Annotated in this window: 16 protein-coding genes; 7 read left to right on the top strand and 9 right to left on the bottom strand. The window is 70.8% G+C overall.

Annotated elements, in window-relative coordinates; all coding sequences use genetic code 11:
* Positions 1-33 precede the first annotated feature (33 nt).
* The 3 genes from ACIQK6_RS24115 to ACIQK6_RS24105 all read left to right on the top strand — a co-directional run bounded on the left by ACIQK6_RS24115 (position 34) and on the right by ACIQK6_RS24105 (position 1,918).
* On the top strand, positions 34-708 hold the full coding sequence (locus tag ACIQK6_RS24115; protein WP_329099294.1) for a DUF1707 domain-containing protein: 675 nt from the start codon (positions 34-36) through the stop codon (positions 706-708).
* An 80-nt stretch (positions 709-788) separates the two neighbouring features.
* Complete coding sequence (locus tag ACIQK6_RS24110) at positions 789-1,388, top strand: TIGR03086 family metal-binding protein (protein WP_402695407.1); 600 nt, start codon at positions 789-791, stop codon at positions 1,386-1,388.
* Between the two features lie 131 nt (positions 1,389-1,519).
* Complete coding sequence (locus ACIQK6_RS24105) at positions 1,520-1,918, top strand: WhiB family transcriptional regulator (protein ID WP_373297353.1); 399 nt, start codon at positions 1,520-1,522, stop codon at positions 1,916-1,918.
* 146 nt (positions 1,919-2,064) lie between these two features.
* On the opposite strand, the gene glpX is transcribed toward ACIQK6_RS24105, so the two are convergent.
* The gene (glpX, locus tag ACIQK6_RS24100; protein WP_030011229.1) at positions 2,065-3,096 is read right to left on the bottom strand and encodes a class II fructose-bisphosphatase; all 1,032 of its coding nucleotides are present in this window, start codon (positions 3,094-3,096) and stop codon (positions 2,065-2,067) included.
* 276 nt (positions 3,097-3,372) lie between these two features.
* Between glpX and ACIQK6_RS24095 the strand changes: the two genes are divergently transcribed.
* Positions 3,373-3,891 carry a DUF4245 domain-containing protein gene (locus ACIQK6_RS24095; RefSeq protein WP_329107682.1) on the top strand — a complete coding sequence of 173 codons (519 nt, stop codon included), beginning with the start codon at positions 3,373-3,375 and terminating at the stop codon, positions 3,889-3,891.
* A gap of 178 nt (positions 3,892-4,069) precedes the next feature.
* Here the strand turns inward: ACIQK6_RS24095 and ACIQK6_RS24090 are convergent, their stop codons facing one another.
* From ACIQK6_RS24090 to ACIQK6_RS24075, 4 genes are all read right to left on the bottom strand, one after another.
* Positions 4,070-4,663 carry a malonic semialdehyde reductase gene (locus ACIQK6_RS24090; RefSeq protein WP_329099292.1) on the bottom strand — a complete coding sequence of 198 codons (594 nt, stop codon included), beginning with the start codon at positions 4,661-4,663 and terminating at the stop codon, positions 4,070-4,072.
* A gap of 144 nt (positions 4,664-4,807) precedes the next feature.
* Positions 4,808-5,026, bottom strand: a complete 219-nt coding sequence (locus ACIQK6_RS24085; RefSeq protein ID WP_030385819.1) for an exodeoxyribonuclease VII small subunit — start codon at positions 5,024-5,026, stop codon at positions 4,808-4,810.
* Positions 5,027-5,081: 55 nt separating this feature from the next.
* Complete coding sequence (gene xseA, locus ACIQK6_RS24080; RefSeq protein ID WP_402695406.1) at positions 5,082-6,344, bottom strand: exodeoxyribonuclease VII large subunit; 1,263 nt, start codon at positions 6,342-6,344, stop codon at positions 5,082-5,084.
* 33 nt (positions 6,345-6,377) lie between these two features.
* Complete coding sequence (locus ACIQK6_RS24075; protein WP_329099290.1) at positions 6,378-7,775, bottom strand: APC family permease; 1,398 nt, start codon at positions 7,773-7,775, stop codon at positions 6,378-6,380.
* A 96-nt stretch (positions 7,776-7,871) separates the two neighbouring features.
* Here ACIQK6_RS24075 and ACIQK6_RS24070 point away from each other — a divergent pair, with 96 nt between their 5' ends.
* Positions 7,872-8,876 carry a 4-hydroxy-3-methylbut-2-enyl diphosphate reductase gene (locus ACIQK6_RS24070; protein WP_030012188.1) on the top strand — a complete coding sequence of 335 codons (1,005 nt, stop codon included), beginning with the start codon at positions 7,872-7,874 and terminating at the stop codon, positions 8,874-8,876.
* A 21-nt stretch (positions 8,877-8,897) separates the two neighbouring features.
* Positions 8,898-9,698, top strand: coding sequence for a polyphosphate--glucose phosphotransferase (gene ppgK / locus ACIQK6_RS24065; protein ID WP_402695405.1), 801 nt, complete (start codon positions 8,898-8,900; stop codon positions 9,696-9,698).
* 9 nt (positions 9,699-9,707) lie between these two features.
* On the opposite strand, the gene ACIQK6_RS24060 is transcribed toward ppgK, so the two are convergent.
* Positions 9,708-10,100 (bottom strand): DUF6542 domain-containing protein, encoded by a 393-nt coding sequence (locus tag ACIQK6_RS24060; protein WP_402695474.1) that lies wholly within the window; start codon positions 10,098-10,100, stop codon positions 9,708-9,710.
* Positions 10,101-10,364: 264 nt separating this feature from the next.
* Between ACIQK6_RS24060 and ychF the strand changes: the two genes are divergently transcribed.
* The gene (gene ychF, locus ACIQK6_RS24055; protein ID WP_329099287.1) at positions 10,365-11,453 is read left to right on the top strand and encodes a redox-regulated ATPase YchF; all 1,089 of its coding nucleotides are present in this window, start codon (positions 10,365-10,367) and stop codon (positions 11,451-11,453) included.
* A gap of 380 nt (positions 11,454-11,833) precedes the next feature.
* Here ychF and ACIQK6_RS24050 read toward each other — a convergent pair whose 3' ends face one another.
* The 3 genes from ACIQK6_RS24050 to hemC all read right to left on the bottom strand — a co-directional run bounded on the left by ACIQK6_RS24050 (position 11,834) and on the right by hemC (position 14,113).
* Positions 11,834-12,502 (bottom strand): class I SAM-dependent methyltransferase, encoded by a 669-nt coding sequence (locus tag ACIQK6_RS24050; RefSeq protein ID WP_393721256.1) that lies wholly within the window; start codon positions 12,500-12,502, stop codon positions 11,834-11,836.
* 112 nt (positions 12,503-12,614) lie between these two features.
* Positions 12,615-13,118 (bottom strand): hypothetical protein, encoded by a 504-nt coding sequence (locus tag ACIQK6_RS24045; protein ID WP_393721255.1) that lies wholly within the window; start codon positions 13,116-13,118, stop codon positions 12,615-12,617.
* A gap of 89 nt (positions 13,119-13,207) precedes the next feature.
* Positions 13,208-14,113, bottom strand: coding sequence for a hydroxymethylbilane synthase (hemC, locus tag ACIQK6_RS24040; RefSeq protein ID WP_393721254.1), 906 nt, complete (start codon positions 14,111-14,113; stop codon positions 13,208-13,210).
* Positions 14,114-14,182 lie beyond the last annotated feature (69 nt).

Raw genomic sequence — 14,182 nt, 5'->3', positions numbered from 1 at the left:
CGCGATCTATCGTGTCTGGCTATGCTGGGCGTCGTGGACCTGGAAAAGCACCCCGCCGCCCCCGCATCCGCTCCCGCGGGCGCCGCCCCCGCCGAGCTGCGCGCCTCCGACGCGGACCGGGACCGGATCGCGCAGATCCTCGGCGAGGCCCTCGCCGAGGGCCGACTGACGGCCGAGGAGCATTCCGACCGCCTGGACACGCTCTACGCGGTCAAGACCGTCGGCGAGCTGGAGGTGCTCGTACGGGATCTGCCCGCGCCCGGCGGCGCCCATGCCCCGTCCGCCTACGCGGCTCCCGCGACCGCCCCGGGCGGCCCCGCCGAGACCATAGTGGCCGTGTGCAGCAGCTCCGCCCGCAAGGGCCGCTGGCGGCCGGGCCCGCACACCCGCGCGATCTCGGTCATGGGCGACATCAACATCGACCTCACCGAGGCGGTCTTCGAACAGCAGGTCACCGAGATCAACGTGACCTGCGTCCTCGGCAACGTCGAGGTCCTGGTCCCGGAGAACGTCACCCTGCGCGGCTACGGCAGCGGAGTCCTCGGCAACTTCGAGGTGCGCGGCGAGGGGCGCGGCGAGAGCGATCCGCAGGCGCCGGTGGTGATCGTGCGGGGTTTCGCCCTGCTGGGCAACATCGAGGCGCGACCCAAGCTCGGTGCCCGACTGGTGGACCTGGCCCGCAAACTGCGCAAGCGCCTGGACGGCTGAGCCCACAGGGCCTGACGAGGCTGCGGATCCGACGGAATTCGGCCGACGGCCAGCCCGGTCACAGCACTAGGGTCCGGACCATGACGACGACCGAGTGGGAACTGCTCGACCAGGCGTACGCGACGCTGCGCGAGGCCGCCCTGGGGGTACCCGCCGATGGCTGGCACCGCCCGACCCCCTGCGCGCAATGGAACGTCACCCAGGTCCTCCAGCACGCCGCGGGCGACCAGTTGGCCTACGCCGCCCGGCTGACCGGTGGGCCCGGACCCGCCGAGGACCCCTTCGCCCCCTCCGGAGCCCTGGCCGGGACCCCGGCGGGCCTGCTGGACCCGGCGCTCGCGGCCGCGGCCGAGGCCTTTGCCGGGGTCACCCCCGGCGACGTCGAGGTGCCCGTGCCGCTGCCGCCCTTCTTCGTACCGGCCGAGACGGCCATCGGCGCCGCCGCCCTCGACGCCGCCGTGCACGCCTGGGACATTGCCGTCGCCACGGGCCGCCCGCCGGGCCTGACCGACGCGCTGGCCGCCGCCCTGCGCCCGGCCGCCGAGGTCCTCGTCGACCCCCTGCGCGGCTTCGCCTACGGTCCGGTCCGCTCCCTGGCGCCCGGCGCGGACGACGGCGCCGCGGCGCGCCTGCTGGCCTTCCTCGGGCGGGATCCCGACTGGGTCGCACCCGCGGGGTGACGGCCGCCCGGCGGGGTCTCGTTTCGGACGAACCCCCGGCGGCCCGTGGCGCGTGGTGCATAGGGGCGCCTACAGCGGGTAGGGACAGGTGCGTCGTCTCTCGCTCACGTATACGTCGTCAGGAGTAGACCGTGCCGCATCCGCCGCATCAGTCCTTGCAGGTAGCCGCCGTCCAGAGTCTTCCGGGGCGTGCGGCGGCCGTGCCGAAGCCGCGGGTGCCGGCGAGGGCGGAGGACGGCCCATGGCATGCGGAGGCGGTGTGCCGCCGTGACGAGGCGGGGCTCTTCTTCGCGCCGTCCAAGGAGCCGACCGCGGCCCGGCTCTCCCGCGAGGAGGCCGCCAAGCGCGTCTGCGCCCGCTGCCCGGTGATGGTCGCCTGCCGGGAGCACGCGCTGCTCCAGCCCGAGCCGTACGGGGTGTGGGGCGGGCTCACCGCGGCCGAGCGCCGCGTGGTGCTGGCGCGGATGCGGCGCAGGGCCGCCGAGCTGCGCCAGGCCCCGGGGGCCGGCCCGATCGCCGCGGCGGGCTGAACCGGTCGCGGGCCGCCGGTCGCGGGTCGCCCGTGGTCGACCTCCAGGACGCCGGACACCGGACGCAGGACGCCGGACGTGGGTGTGCGAGAGGGGCGGTCCCGCCGCACGCGGTGACCGCCCCTCTCGCTTCCTCACGCCGGTGGCTAGTGCGCGCGGTCGAAGTCGATCGCGCTGTACGCGCGCAGCTTCGACAGGCGGTGCGTGGAGTCGATCCGTCGGATCGTGCCCGACTTCGAGCGCATGACCAGCGAGGACGTCGTCGCGGTCTCCGAGCGGTAGTGCACGCCGCGCAGCAGTTCGCCGTCGGTGATGCCGGTGGCGACGAAGAAGACGTTCTCGCCGGACACCAGGTCGTTCGTGGTCAGGACGCGGTCGAGGTCGTGACCGGCGTCGAGCGCGCGCTGGCGCTCGGCCTCGTCCTTCGGCCAGAGCTTGCCCTGGATGGTGCCGCCGAGGCACTTTATGGCGCACGCCGAGATGATGCCCTCGGGGGTGCCGCCGATGCCGAGGAGCAGGTCGACGCCGGTGCCCTCGCGCACGGCCATGACCGAGCCCGCGACGTCGCCGTCGGAGATGAACTTGATCCGGGCGCCGGTCTCGCGGATCTCCTTGACGATGCCCTCGTGGCGGGGGCGGTCCAGGATGACCACGGTGACGTCCTCGACGGCCATGTTCTTGGCCTTGGCGACCCGGCGGATGTTCACCGAGACGGGCGCGTTGATGTCGACGAAGTCGGCGGCCTCGGGACCGGTGACCAGCTTCTCCATGTAGAACACCGCGGACGGGTCGAACATGGTGCCGCGGTCGGCGGCCGCCAGGACGGCGATGGCGTTCGGCATGCCCTTGGCGTTCAGGGTGGTGCCGTCGATCGGGTCCACGGCGATGTCGACCTCGGCGCCCGTGCCGTCGCCGACCCGCTCGCCGTTGAAGAGCATGGGGGCCTCGTCCTTCTCCCCCTCGCCGATGACGACGACGCCGTTCATCGAGACGGTGGAGATCAGGGTGCGCATCGCGTTGACCGCGGCACCGTCCGCGCCGATCTTGTCACCGCGTCCGACCCACCGGCCCGCGGCCATGGCTGCGGCCTCGGTGACCCGTACGAGTTCCAGTGCGAGGTTGCGGTCGGGGGCCTCCGGAGAGACTTCGAGCTGGGGCGGCAGGTTGTGCTCGGTCATCGGAGCGCACCTTTCTGTACGGCGACGGCCGGGAAGTGAGGGTGCTGGAACTCTATCGGTACGTCGACATATTGAGCAGGGCGGGTCACGTATGAGCGGCATATCGGTCAGTCGATTGTCCTGAGCGGACGTCTTGCGGTCCCCCAGGACTTCCCGGGCCTTCCGTGACCTTCCGGGATGTTCCGGGACTCTCCAGGGTCCGCCGACGCGCGCCGCACCGCGACCCCGGCGGTGATCGCCGCCCCGCGATGCGGGACGATGGGTCCCGTGGCAGGTATGAAAGGCAAGCAGACGGTCTGGGACATGGTCCGGTCGCTGGGGGTGATCGGCATCGTCGTCGCCGGGATCTACCTCTTCGTCCCGCATGACGAGGAGGCCGACCCGACGCGGACGGTCGACTACCGGGTGGAAACCGTGACGGCCCGGCGCGCGGCCCCGTATCCGGTGGCGGCCCCCGTCGGGCTCCCGGAGCAGTGGCGGGCGACCTCGGTGACGTACGAGCGCAAGAACGCCAGCGCCTGGCACCTGGGCTTCCTCGACCCGGAGCGGCAGTACGCGGCGGTGGAGCAGTCCACGGACACCTCGGCGAAGTACCTCGCCAAGGTCACCCAGCACGCGACGGCCACCGGGCAGACGCAGCAGGTCGGCGACCTGGCCTGGGAGCGCTGGGACGGCGAGAAGTACGACGCCCTCGTGCGGCAGGAGCAGGGCTACGTCACGGTGGTGACCGGCACGGCCTCCTTCGAGCAGCTCGGTGCGCTCGCGGCGGCGCTGGAGTTCAAGCAGGGCAAGTAGGCCGCGCAGGGCGAGCGGACCGCGCAGGGCGGTCGGGGCCGAGCGCCCCTGCACGGAACCCGTGCGGGGGCGGGGCCTCGCGGAACCTGTGCAGTACGTGCATGCGAGAAGGGCCGTGCGCCCCGGAATCCCGGGGCGCACGGCCCTTCTGCGCGTGCTGCGGCGGCGTCGGCGCCGATCAGACGGTGGTGATGACCTCGTCGAAGCCCAGGCGCGGGGAGCGGTCGAACCAGGCGCCCTCGGCGGCCGGCTTGCCGATGTTGATGACCATGATCGGGGTGTGGTCGGCGTCCAGGAACTCCTTCTGGATGCCGCCGAAGTCGGCGCCGGTCATCGGGCCCGCGGCCAGGCCGGCGGCGCGGATGCCGATGATGAAGTAGGCGGCCTGCAGCGCGGAGTTCAGCAGCGCGGACTGCTCGCGGACCGGGCGCTCGGCGAAGAACGCGTCCTTGGCCTGCGGGAAGTGCGGCAGCAGCTGCGGGAGCTCCTCGTGGAACTCGTTGTCCGCGGAGAGGATCGCGACCAGCGGGGCGGTGGCGGTCTTGGCGTCGTTGCCCTTGGCCATGTGCTGCACGAGGCGCTCGCGGGCCTCGGGGGAGCGGACCAGGGTGATGCGCAGCGGGGTCTGGTTGAAGGCGGTGGGACCGAACTTCACCAGGTCGTATATCGCCTGGACCTGCTCCTCGGTGACCGGCTCGTCGGTGAACGAGTTGGCCGTGCGGGCCTCGCGGAACAGCAGGTCCTGCGCGGCGGAGTCAAGAACGAGAGACATCGGAAAGCCTTCTTCCATACGGAGGTGAAGCGATGTCCCAGACTCTACGGCGAGGTAGATGAATTTTCAACTAAATCGGCGTCCGGGTGACCGGGCTCACTCTCCGGTCAGCCCCCGGTCAGACCCCGGGCCGCTCCTCCCCGGTCACTCCTCCTCGGCCGGCTCGCGTGCCGCCAGCGCCGAGTCCAGCCGGGCCCGGGCCCCCTCCAGCCAGTGCCGGCACACCTTCGCCAGCTCCTCGCCGCGCTCCCAGAGCGCGAGGGAGTCCTCCAACGAGGTCCCGCCGGCCTCCAGCTTGCGGACGACCTCGATGAGCTCGTCGCGGGCCTGCTCGTACCCCAGCGCCGTTCCGGCCTCTGTCATTCCCGTACTCCATCCTCTGTGTGTCGTACGACCGCGTGATTGCGGCCGTGTGTCGCTATTCCGAAGCGACCGTTGCGTCCTCGGGGGCCTCCGGACCTTCCGGGGCGTGCGGCGAGGGGACCTCCACGGAGAACGTGCCCTCCGCCACCCGCGCGCGCAGCACGTCGTGGGGAGCGACTTCCCGCGGCGAGCGCACCACGTGGCCGTCGGCCCGCTGCAGCACGGCGTACCCCCGCTCCAGGGTCGCCGCCGGGGACAGCGCCACCACCCGGGCGAGGGTGTGCGCCAGTTCCGAGTCGGCCCGGTCCAGCAAGTGCCCCAGCGTGCGCCGGGCCCGGGCCAGCAGGGCGTCCAGCTCGTCCTCGCGGATCTCCACCATCCGCTGGGGGTGCACGAAGACCGGCCGGGCCAGGGCGTGCGCGAGCCCCCGCTCCTCCCGGTCGAGCAGCCCGCTGACCGCGCGCAGCCCCCGCGCCTGCAGCTGTCGTACGCGCTCCAGCTCCTCGCCGACGTCCGGCACCACCTTCTTCGCCGCGTCCGTGGGCGTGGAGGCCCGTACGTCCGCGACCAGGTCCAGCAGCGGGGAGTCCGGCTCGTGGCCGATCGCCGAGACCACCGGGGTACGGGCCGCCGCGACCGTCCGGACCACCTCCTCGTCGGAGAAGGGCAGCAGGTCCTCCACGCTGCCGCCACCGCGCGCCACGATGATCACGTCGACCTCGTCCAGGGCGTCGAGCTCCTTGACCGCCTGGACCACCTGGGGCACCGCGTGCACCCCCTGGACGGCGACGTTGCGCACCTCGAAGCGGACCGCCGGCCAGCGGCGCCGGGCGTTCTCCAGGACGTCGCGCTCGGCCGCCGAGGCCCGCCCGACCACCAGCCCGATCAGTTGCGGCAGGAAGGGCAGCGGCTTCTTGCGCTCCGGCGCGAAGAGCCCCTCGGAGGCCAGGGACCGCTTGAGGCGTTCCAGCCGGGCGAGGAGTTCCCCGATGCCGACCGGCCGTATCTCCGTGGCCCGCAGGGACAGCTGCCCGCGCGGGGCGTACCACTCGGGCTTGGCCAGCAGGACGACCCGGGCACCCTCGGAGACCACGTCCGCGACCTCGTCGAAGACCTGGCGGAAGCAGGTCACGCTGACGGAGATGTCGTGCGAGGGGTCGCGCAGCGTCAGGAAGACCACCCCCGCTCCCGGCCGTCGCGAGAGCTGCGTGATCTGCCCCTCCACCCACACCTGGCCGAGCCGCTCGATCCAGCCCCCGATGAGCCGGGACACCTGACCTACCGGCAGCGGCGCCTCGGCCGACGTATTCAGAGCCATGTGCGCAGGCTATCCGGCGCCGCCGACAGTGCGTCAGGCTCTGGAGCCGACACCGGTGCCGGTGCCGGTGTCGTGGGGCGCTTCCCGGCGGCCGCGCTGGACGAGCAGCACGACCAGGCCGACCGCCAGCCACACCGCCCCCACCCGTTGCGCCGTCCAGGAGGCCTCGAAGATCACCGCGATGGTCACGGCCGCGCCCAGCACCGGCATCACCAGGTGCCCGAACCAGTTCGGCGGGCCCTCGCGCCGCTTGATCACGAACCAGCCCACCACCGAGGCGTGCAGCAGGGTGAAGGCCACCAGCGCCCCGACGTCCACCACCGACACCAGCTGGTCGAGCCCGTCGTCGCGCCGGGCCGCCCATACGGCCGCGACCAGGGTGATGGCGGCCGCCACCAGCAGCGCGGGTCGCGGGGTGCCGTCCGAGGCCCGGGCGAGCGCCCGGGGCAGCCGCCGCTCGCGGGCCATCGCGAAGACCAGCCGGCCGGCCGCCGCCTGCCCGGCCAGCGCCGCGAAGGCCGCCCCGATCGCCTTGCTGACCGCCACCAGGTCGTGCAGCCAGGAGCCGACCGCGGACTCCACCGCGTCGTAGAAGGCCGGTCCCTGCAGCTCCGGCTCGGCCGCCAGCTCCGCCGCGGACACGGGCACGAGCAGCGCCGCCAAATAGCTCTGGGCGATGAACAGCACCCCGGCCAGCGCCAGGCAGAACAGCACCGCCCGCGCCACCCGCTCCGATCCGCCCGTCACCTCCTCGGCGAAGGAGGCGATCGCGTCGAAGCCGAGGTAGGACAGGACCGCGACCGACACCGCGCCCAGCACCGCCGCCGTGCTGAAGCCGAGCGAGCCGTCGCCGGTCAGCGGGGACAACCAGCCGCGCCGCGCCCCGCCCCCGACCAGCACGGTCACCGCGGCGACCACGAAGACGAGCAGGACCACCAGCTCCATGGCCAGCACGGCGAAACCCACGCGGGCGGCCGCCCGTACGCCCCACAGGTTCAGCAGGGTGGTGATCACCACGGCCAGGGCCGTCCACACCCACCGGGAGACCTCCGGAACCAACGCGTTCATCGCGATCCCGGAGAAGAGGTACGCGACCGCCGGGATCAACAGGTAGTCGAGCATCGCCATCCACCCGGCGATCAGCCCGGCGCCCTCGCCGAGACCCTTCCGGGCGTACGTGAAGACCGACCCGGCCTGTGGGGCGACCCGCACCATCTGCGCGTAGCTGAAGGCCGTGAAGGACATCGCGACGGTCGCGCAGAGGTAGACGAGGGCGACGGCGCCGTGCGACTTCGCATCGAGCGTGCCGAACACCCCGACCGGGGCCATGGGGGCGATGAACAGCAGGCCGTAGACGACCAGATCCCGGAAGCCGAGGCTGCGCCGCAGCGCCGCGGGCGCCGCCGCGCCGGGATCCGTAACGGAAGCCATCCGTCCTCCGGGGTAGGGGCAGGTGTGCGGGGTACGGGCTGTCGGGCCAGTGTGTGCCGTACGGGGGACGCCCGGCCTCCTGGAGACCCCCGTACGATGGAGCACATGACTGCTCCCGCCCCCGCTCCTGCTTCCCGCCGTGTCCTGCTCGCCGCGCCCCGCGGCTACTGCGCGGGCGTGGACCGAGCCGTGATCGCCGTCGAGAAAGCCCTCGAGCAGTACGGTGCGCCGGTGTACGTCCGCCACGAGATCGTGCACAACAAGTACGTCGTCCAGACCCTGGAAAAGAAGGGGGCCATCTTCGTCGAGCGGACGGAGGAGGTGCCCGAGGGCTCCATCGTGATGTTCTCCGCACACGGCGTGGCGCCGGTGGTGCACGAGGAGGCGGCGCGCGGCAAGCTCGCGACGATCGACGCGACCTGTCCGCTGGTCACCAAGGTGCACAAGGAAGCCATCCGGTACGCGAACGAGGACTTCGACATCCTCCTCATCGGCCACGAGGGCCACGAGGAGGTCATCGGCACCTCCGGCGAGGCCCCGGACCACATCACGATCGTCGACGGCCCGCACGACGTGGAGAAGGTCACCGTCCGTGACGAGTCCAAGGTCGTCTGGCTCTCCCAGACCACCCTCTCGGTCGACGAGACGATGGAGACGGTCGACGCGCTGAAGACCAAGTTCCCGCTGCTGGTCTCGCCGCCGAGCGACGACATCTGCTACGCCACCTCGAACCGGCAGGCCGCCGTCAAGGTGATGGGCGCCGACTCCGACCTGGTCATCGTGGTCGGTTCGAAGAACTCCTCGAACTCGATCAGGCTCGTCGAGGTCGCCAAGGACGCCGGCGCCAAGGCCGCGTACCTGGTCGACTTCGCGAGCGAGATCGACGAGGCCTGGCTGGAGGGCGTCACCACGGTCGGCCTCACCTCGGGCGCCTCGGTGCCGGAGGTCCTGGTCGAAGAGGTCCTGGAGTGGCTGACGGTGCGCGGCTACGCGGACGTGGAGATCGTCAAGACCGCCGAGGAGTCGATCGTCTTCTCGCTGCCGAAGGAACTCCGCCGCGATCTGCGCGCCGAGGCCGCCGAACTGGTCGCCGACAAGTAACTCCTTTCGTACGGTATGTCCATGCAGATCTTCGGTGTGGACATCGGCGGAACCGGGATCAAGGGCGCTCCCGTGGACCTGGAGCGCGGCGACCTGGCTCAGGAGCGCCACAAAGTACTGACACCGCATCCGGCCACCCCCGAGGGGGTGGCCGAGTGCGTGGGCGAGGTGGTGCGCCACTTCGACTGGGACGGGCCGCTCGGGGTCACCTTCCCGGGCGTGGTCACGGGCGGCGTCATCCGTTCGGCGGCCAACATGGACAAGTCCTGGATCGGCGTCGACGCGGCGGCGCTGATCGCGCGCGAGCTGGGCGGAGCGCCGGTCACGGTGCTGAACGACGCGGACGCGGCGGGCGTCGCCGAGATGACGTACGGGGCCGGGCGCAGGCGGGGCGGCACCGTTCTCCTGCTCACCCTGGGGACGGGCATCGGGAGCGCCCTGTTCACGGACGGGCGGCTGGTCGCCAACTCGGAGCTCGGTCACCTGGAGCTGAAGGGCCACGACGCGGAGACCCGGGCGTCGGTGAAGGCGAAGGAGGACCACGACCTCACGTGGGAACGCTGGGCGCACCGCGTGCAGAAGTACCTCCAGCACGTGGAGATGCTGTTCTCCCCGGACCTCTTCATCATCGGTGGCGGAGTCAGCCGCAAGCCGGAGAAGTTCCTGCCGCTGATCGAGGGCGTGCGGGCCGAGATCGTCCCGGCGAAGCTGCAGAACAACGCGGGCATCGTGGGAGCGGCGATGGCGGCGAAGGATGCGAAGGCGACGGTGGCGAAGAAGGCGACGAAGGCGACGAAGGCGACGAAGGCTGTGGGCAGATAGAGGTCGGACCTACGGGGTGAGACGGCGGGGCGTCCGCCGCCTGCCGATCAGTACGGCCTTGCGCACGACGGCGATCAGCGCGGCGACCAGCGTCCCGGCGTACAGCCAGCCGGCGTGCAGGGACAGCGCGGACACCAGCCCCATCAGCTGCCCGCCGATGCCGCCGGAGCCGCCCGAGATGGGCCACACTCCGGCGGCGAAGGCGATGGGCACGCTGATCGGTGCGGTGATCAGGTCGGCGGGCCGGACCCAGAGCGCGGTGGCGGCCGCGACGGGCAGGAAGAGCAGTCCGTAGACGAAGAGCGAGGAACCGAACAGCAGCCAGCAGATCCCGCCCACCAGCACCATGGCGGTGCAAGCGAACAGCCCGCCACCGAGCCCGGTCAGCCGGGGCCGGGGCATCCGCCGCGCGAGCGAGGACTGCCGCGGACCGCCGCCGGCCTGGGCGGGCACCGAGGCGGGCCGGGGCCCCTGGCGCTGGGCCGGAGGTCGCTGCTGGTGAGGGGCCGATCGCGTGCTGTATTGCTCCACCCCACCAAACTAGGCGGGGAGCGGGCCGGATCGGGCCCCGGACACGCGTACATCCACCCCCGCTCATCGGAAAGTAAACTGTCCGGTGGCCCACTCCCGGGCCGCCGCCCCCTCCAGCTACGGGAAGTCGCCAACGTGTCGCTCACGATCGGAATCGTCGGCCTGCCGAATGTCGGCAAGTCGACCCTGTTCAACGCCCTGACCAAGAACGACGTGCTGGCGGCCAACTACCCGTTCGCCACCATCGAGCCGAACGTCGGCGTCGTCGGTGTCCCGGACCCGCGCCTGGCCGTCCTCGCGGGCATCTTCGGCTCGGCGAAGGTCCTCCCGGCGACCGTCGACTTCGTCGACATCGCGGGCATCGTGCGCGGCGCCTCGGAGGGTGAGGGCCTGGGCAACAAGTTCCTGGCGAACATCCGCGAGTCGGACGCCATCTGCCAGGTCATCCGCGCCTTCAAGGACGAGAACGTCGTCCACGTCGACGGCAAGGTCTCGCCGAAGGACGACATCGAGACGATCAACACCGAGCTGATCCTCGCCGACCTCCAGTCGATCGAGAAGGCCGAACCGCGCCTGACGAAGGAGTCCCGCCTCCAGAAGGAGAAGGTCGCGGTCCTCGCGGCCGTCGTCGAGGCCAAGAAGATCCTCGAAGCGGGCGACACCCTCTTCTCCAAGGGCATCACCAAGGGCACGGAGCAGGGCGACCTCCTCCACGAGCTCCACCTGCTCACGACGAAGCCCTTCCTCTACGTCTTCAACGTGGACGAGGACGAGCTGACGGACGACGCCTTCAAGGCCGAGCAGAGCGCGCTCGTCGCCCCGGCCGAGGCGATCTTCCTCAACGCCAAGCTGGAGCAGGACCTCTCCGAGCTCGACGACGAGGAAGCCCTGGAGCTCCTCCAGTCGGTCGGCCAGGACGAGCCCGGCCTCGCCACCCTCGGCCGCGTCGGCTTCGACACCCTGGGCCTGCAGACGTACCTGACGGCCGGCCCGAAGGAAACCCGCGCCTGGACGATCAAGAAGGGCGCCACGGCTCCCGAGGCGGCCGGCGTGATCCACACCGACTTCCAGCGCGGCTTCATCAAGGCCGAGGTCATCTCCTTCGCGGACCTCGTCGACTGCGGCTCGGTCGCCGAGGCCCGCGCCAAGGGCAAGGCCCGCATGGAGGGCAAGGAGTACGTCATGCAGGACGGCGACGTGGTCGAGTTCCGCTTCAACGTCTGATGGGTCCCATAACACGGCACTGCTGATCTGGCAAACATGCAGGTCAGATGGGGTCCACCCCCTCCGGGGTGGGCCCCTAGTTTTTTCCCGTGCTGACTTGGTGCTGACCTGGAAGCACCTCTGAACACCCCTGATCACCCGTCCCGTGCTGACTTGGTGCTGACTTCTGCCGTTAGCGTCGGCAGCCCTGGAAAAGGGAACTCAGCTGACGGAAGCTGGTCGATGCAGCGCCGGACAAGGAAGGGCACCTCCTCGGGAGCTTGGTCCAGCGAGAAGGTGCCCTTGGTCTGTCCCTTGCCGAGCTTTTGATCGCTTCCGCAACGCGCTACGGGCAGAGGAGGACGTGCGTTGTTCTCTTGGCCATGGGCCGATCGGCCCAGCTATGGCCGGACGGCCCGAACGACGAGCGTGCCGATGTGGTCAGCCTCGGGTGCGTCGAGAACCTCGGCGCGGACATCGGTGAACCCGGCTGCGCGGAGGAAGTCCGCCCAGGTTTCGGGGGTGTAGCTGTACCGGTAGGTGAACATCGCCGGTCCGGCGAAGCCGCCCTTGTACATCCCCTGCGGCCCATACGCGCCCGGGATCGCAGGCGGCTGGGAGAAGGCGAACACGCCGCCCGGGTTCAGGGTGCCGGCCACGAGCGGAAAGAGCCGCTCGGGGGCAGCGAACCAGGCAGCGCCGAAGATTGAATAGACCGCGTCGTAGGTGGCCTCTCCGCCAGCGAGGTGAGCCAGGATCTCCGCACACACGAACTCGGCGCCGAGGTGGCCGTACCGGTCGGCGCTCTTGGCGATAGCCACAGGGGACAGGTCGACGGCGGTGACCTTCACACCCTGCTCGGCAAGGTACGCGGCAGCACGGCCGGTACCGCTGCCGATCTCCAGGGCGGTCGCCGGATTCCCGAGGATCTTCAGGCCCGGGTCGGCGGGGTGATCTTTGTACTGGGTCCAGCGGAGCACCGGATCGCCGTTGGAGGGGTCTTTCCACGCGCTCTCGGCGAAGGCGTCCCAGAGGGCCGTCTCGTGCTCATAGTTGTGCGGTGCGGTCATGCTGGTGTCCTTCGTGGAAATGAGTGCGGGGCCCCGCCGGTCGCGCTGGCGAGGCCCACACCCTAGGGCGGATCGGTCGGGGCGGCGGGTGAGATCAGCCGCCTGTCAGTCGTCAGTGGGAGTCGGGCACCTTCGAGTCGCACGGAGAGCAGTTGGCGCCGTCCTTGGCCCACAGCTCCGTGTCCGGCGAGAACCCGCAGGAGCGGAGGAAGTCCGCGGTGCGGATGACCAGGCCATCCGTCCGGCGCTTGATGAAGGGGGCGTGGTGCTTGTACCGGCCCCCGTTGTAGAGGTCGCAGAACGCGAAGTAGACGGGCGTGTCGAGGATGACCTGGTGTACGCCCTTGTCGACGACCTTGCCGACGCCGATGTGCACGTCCGGGTGCTCCATCGACGCGATCATGTACATCACGGCGTTGCCGAGGATGCGCTCGGCCGTCTCGCGGGTGTCGACCTCGTCGCGCAGCAGGAGTTCCACCTCGCGGTCCCAGATGGACATCCCGTCGTCCAGGATGTTCACGGTGAGGTGCTCGATCCGGTCCTGAACCGCGTTCAGCAGTTCCTTCGGGTCGCGCGAGCGGGTAGTGGTGTTCGGCTTCTCGATCATGATGGTCATGCGGTGGTGCTCCTCTCGATCGGTTCGAGTGGTGCAGGGTGTGGTGCGGCCCGCCCCGGCCTCGGGGCCAACGGCGGGAGTCTGGGGAGTCAGGCGGTGGCGAGTTCGCGCGCCCCGCGCTGGGTGAGGAGGTCGCAGACAGCCAGCGCGGCCGTCGTGGCGTCGTCGCCGGTAATGCGGGCGTCGATCGTGACGCTCCCGTCCGGGCTGAACGCGCGGGCGCGAACGGTGTACGTGCTGCCCTCGTCGTGGTGGTTGGTGGTGCAGTAGCCCGCCAGCGGGGCGTTACAGAAGCCGCCCATCTGACGGAGGACCAACCGCTCGGCCTCGGCCTCGACCTCGGTGTCCGCGTGGTGGAGCTTGAAGACCCGCTTGCGGGTTTCCATGTCGTCCTCGCGGGTCTGGAGGGCGATGATCGCGGCGCCGAGCGGGGGACAGATGATCTCGGGATGGATGCGGTGGTCGATCCGGTGGGACTGGCCGAGGCGCTCCATCGAGCAGGTCGCAACGATCAGGCCGTCCACTTCGCCCTGTTCCATGGCGCGCAGGCGGCTGTTGATGGGGCCACGCATGGCAACAACCTCGACATCGGGTCGGATGTGCTTGAGGGCTACGGTGCGCCGCACGGAGGAGGTGCCGATGCGTGCACCTGGCGGCAGAGTCAAGAGGTTCAGGCCGGGTTCGCGGGTCACGAGGGAGTCGCGGCGGTCGTCTCGCGGGAGGTAGGCGGCCATGACGGTGCCGGCGGTGTCGTGGGTGGGCGCGTCTTTGAGGCAGTGCACCGCGACGTCGATCTCGCCGGAGAGCAGGGCAGCCTCGATCTCCTCGGAGAAGCCGCCGTCCGCCTCCAGGGGTGCGCGGTTCCGTTCCCGGTCGCCTCCCGCACCATGGAAGGGGCGTAAGAGCATGGGAGTGGGGCCGAGCTTGGCCATCAGGGGCGCGGTCTGCATGAGGGACATCAGGGACGCGCGAGCGCCGATGCGCAGTGGCTCCACCGGGTTTCTCCTTTGGTGACATTCTGTCGGAAACTGCATGGTTCTGGTGCAAGTAGGCTTGGGGCCCAA

Source organism: Streptomyces sp. NPDC091682 (assembly GCF_044756625.1).
Taxonomy (GTDB): domain Bacteria; phylum Actinomycetota; class Actinomycetes; order Streptomycetales; family Streptomycetaceae; genus Streptomyces.
Note: the sequence above shows the minus strand (reverse complement) of the source record. Positions and strands in the feature narration are given on the sequence as shown.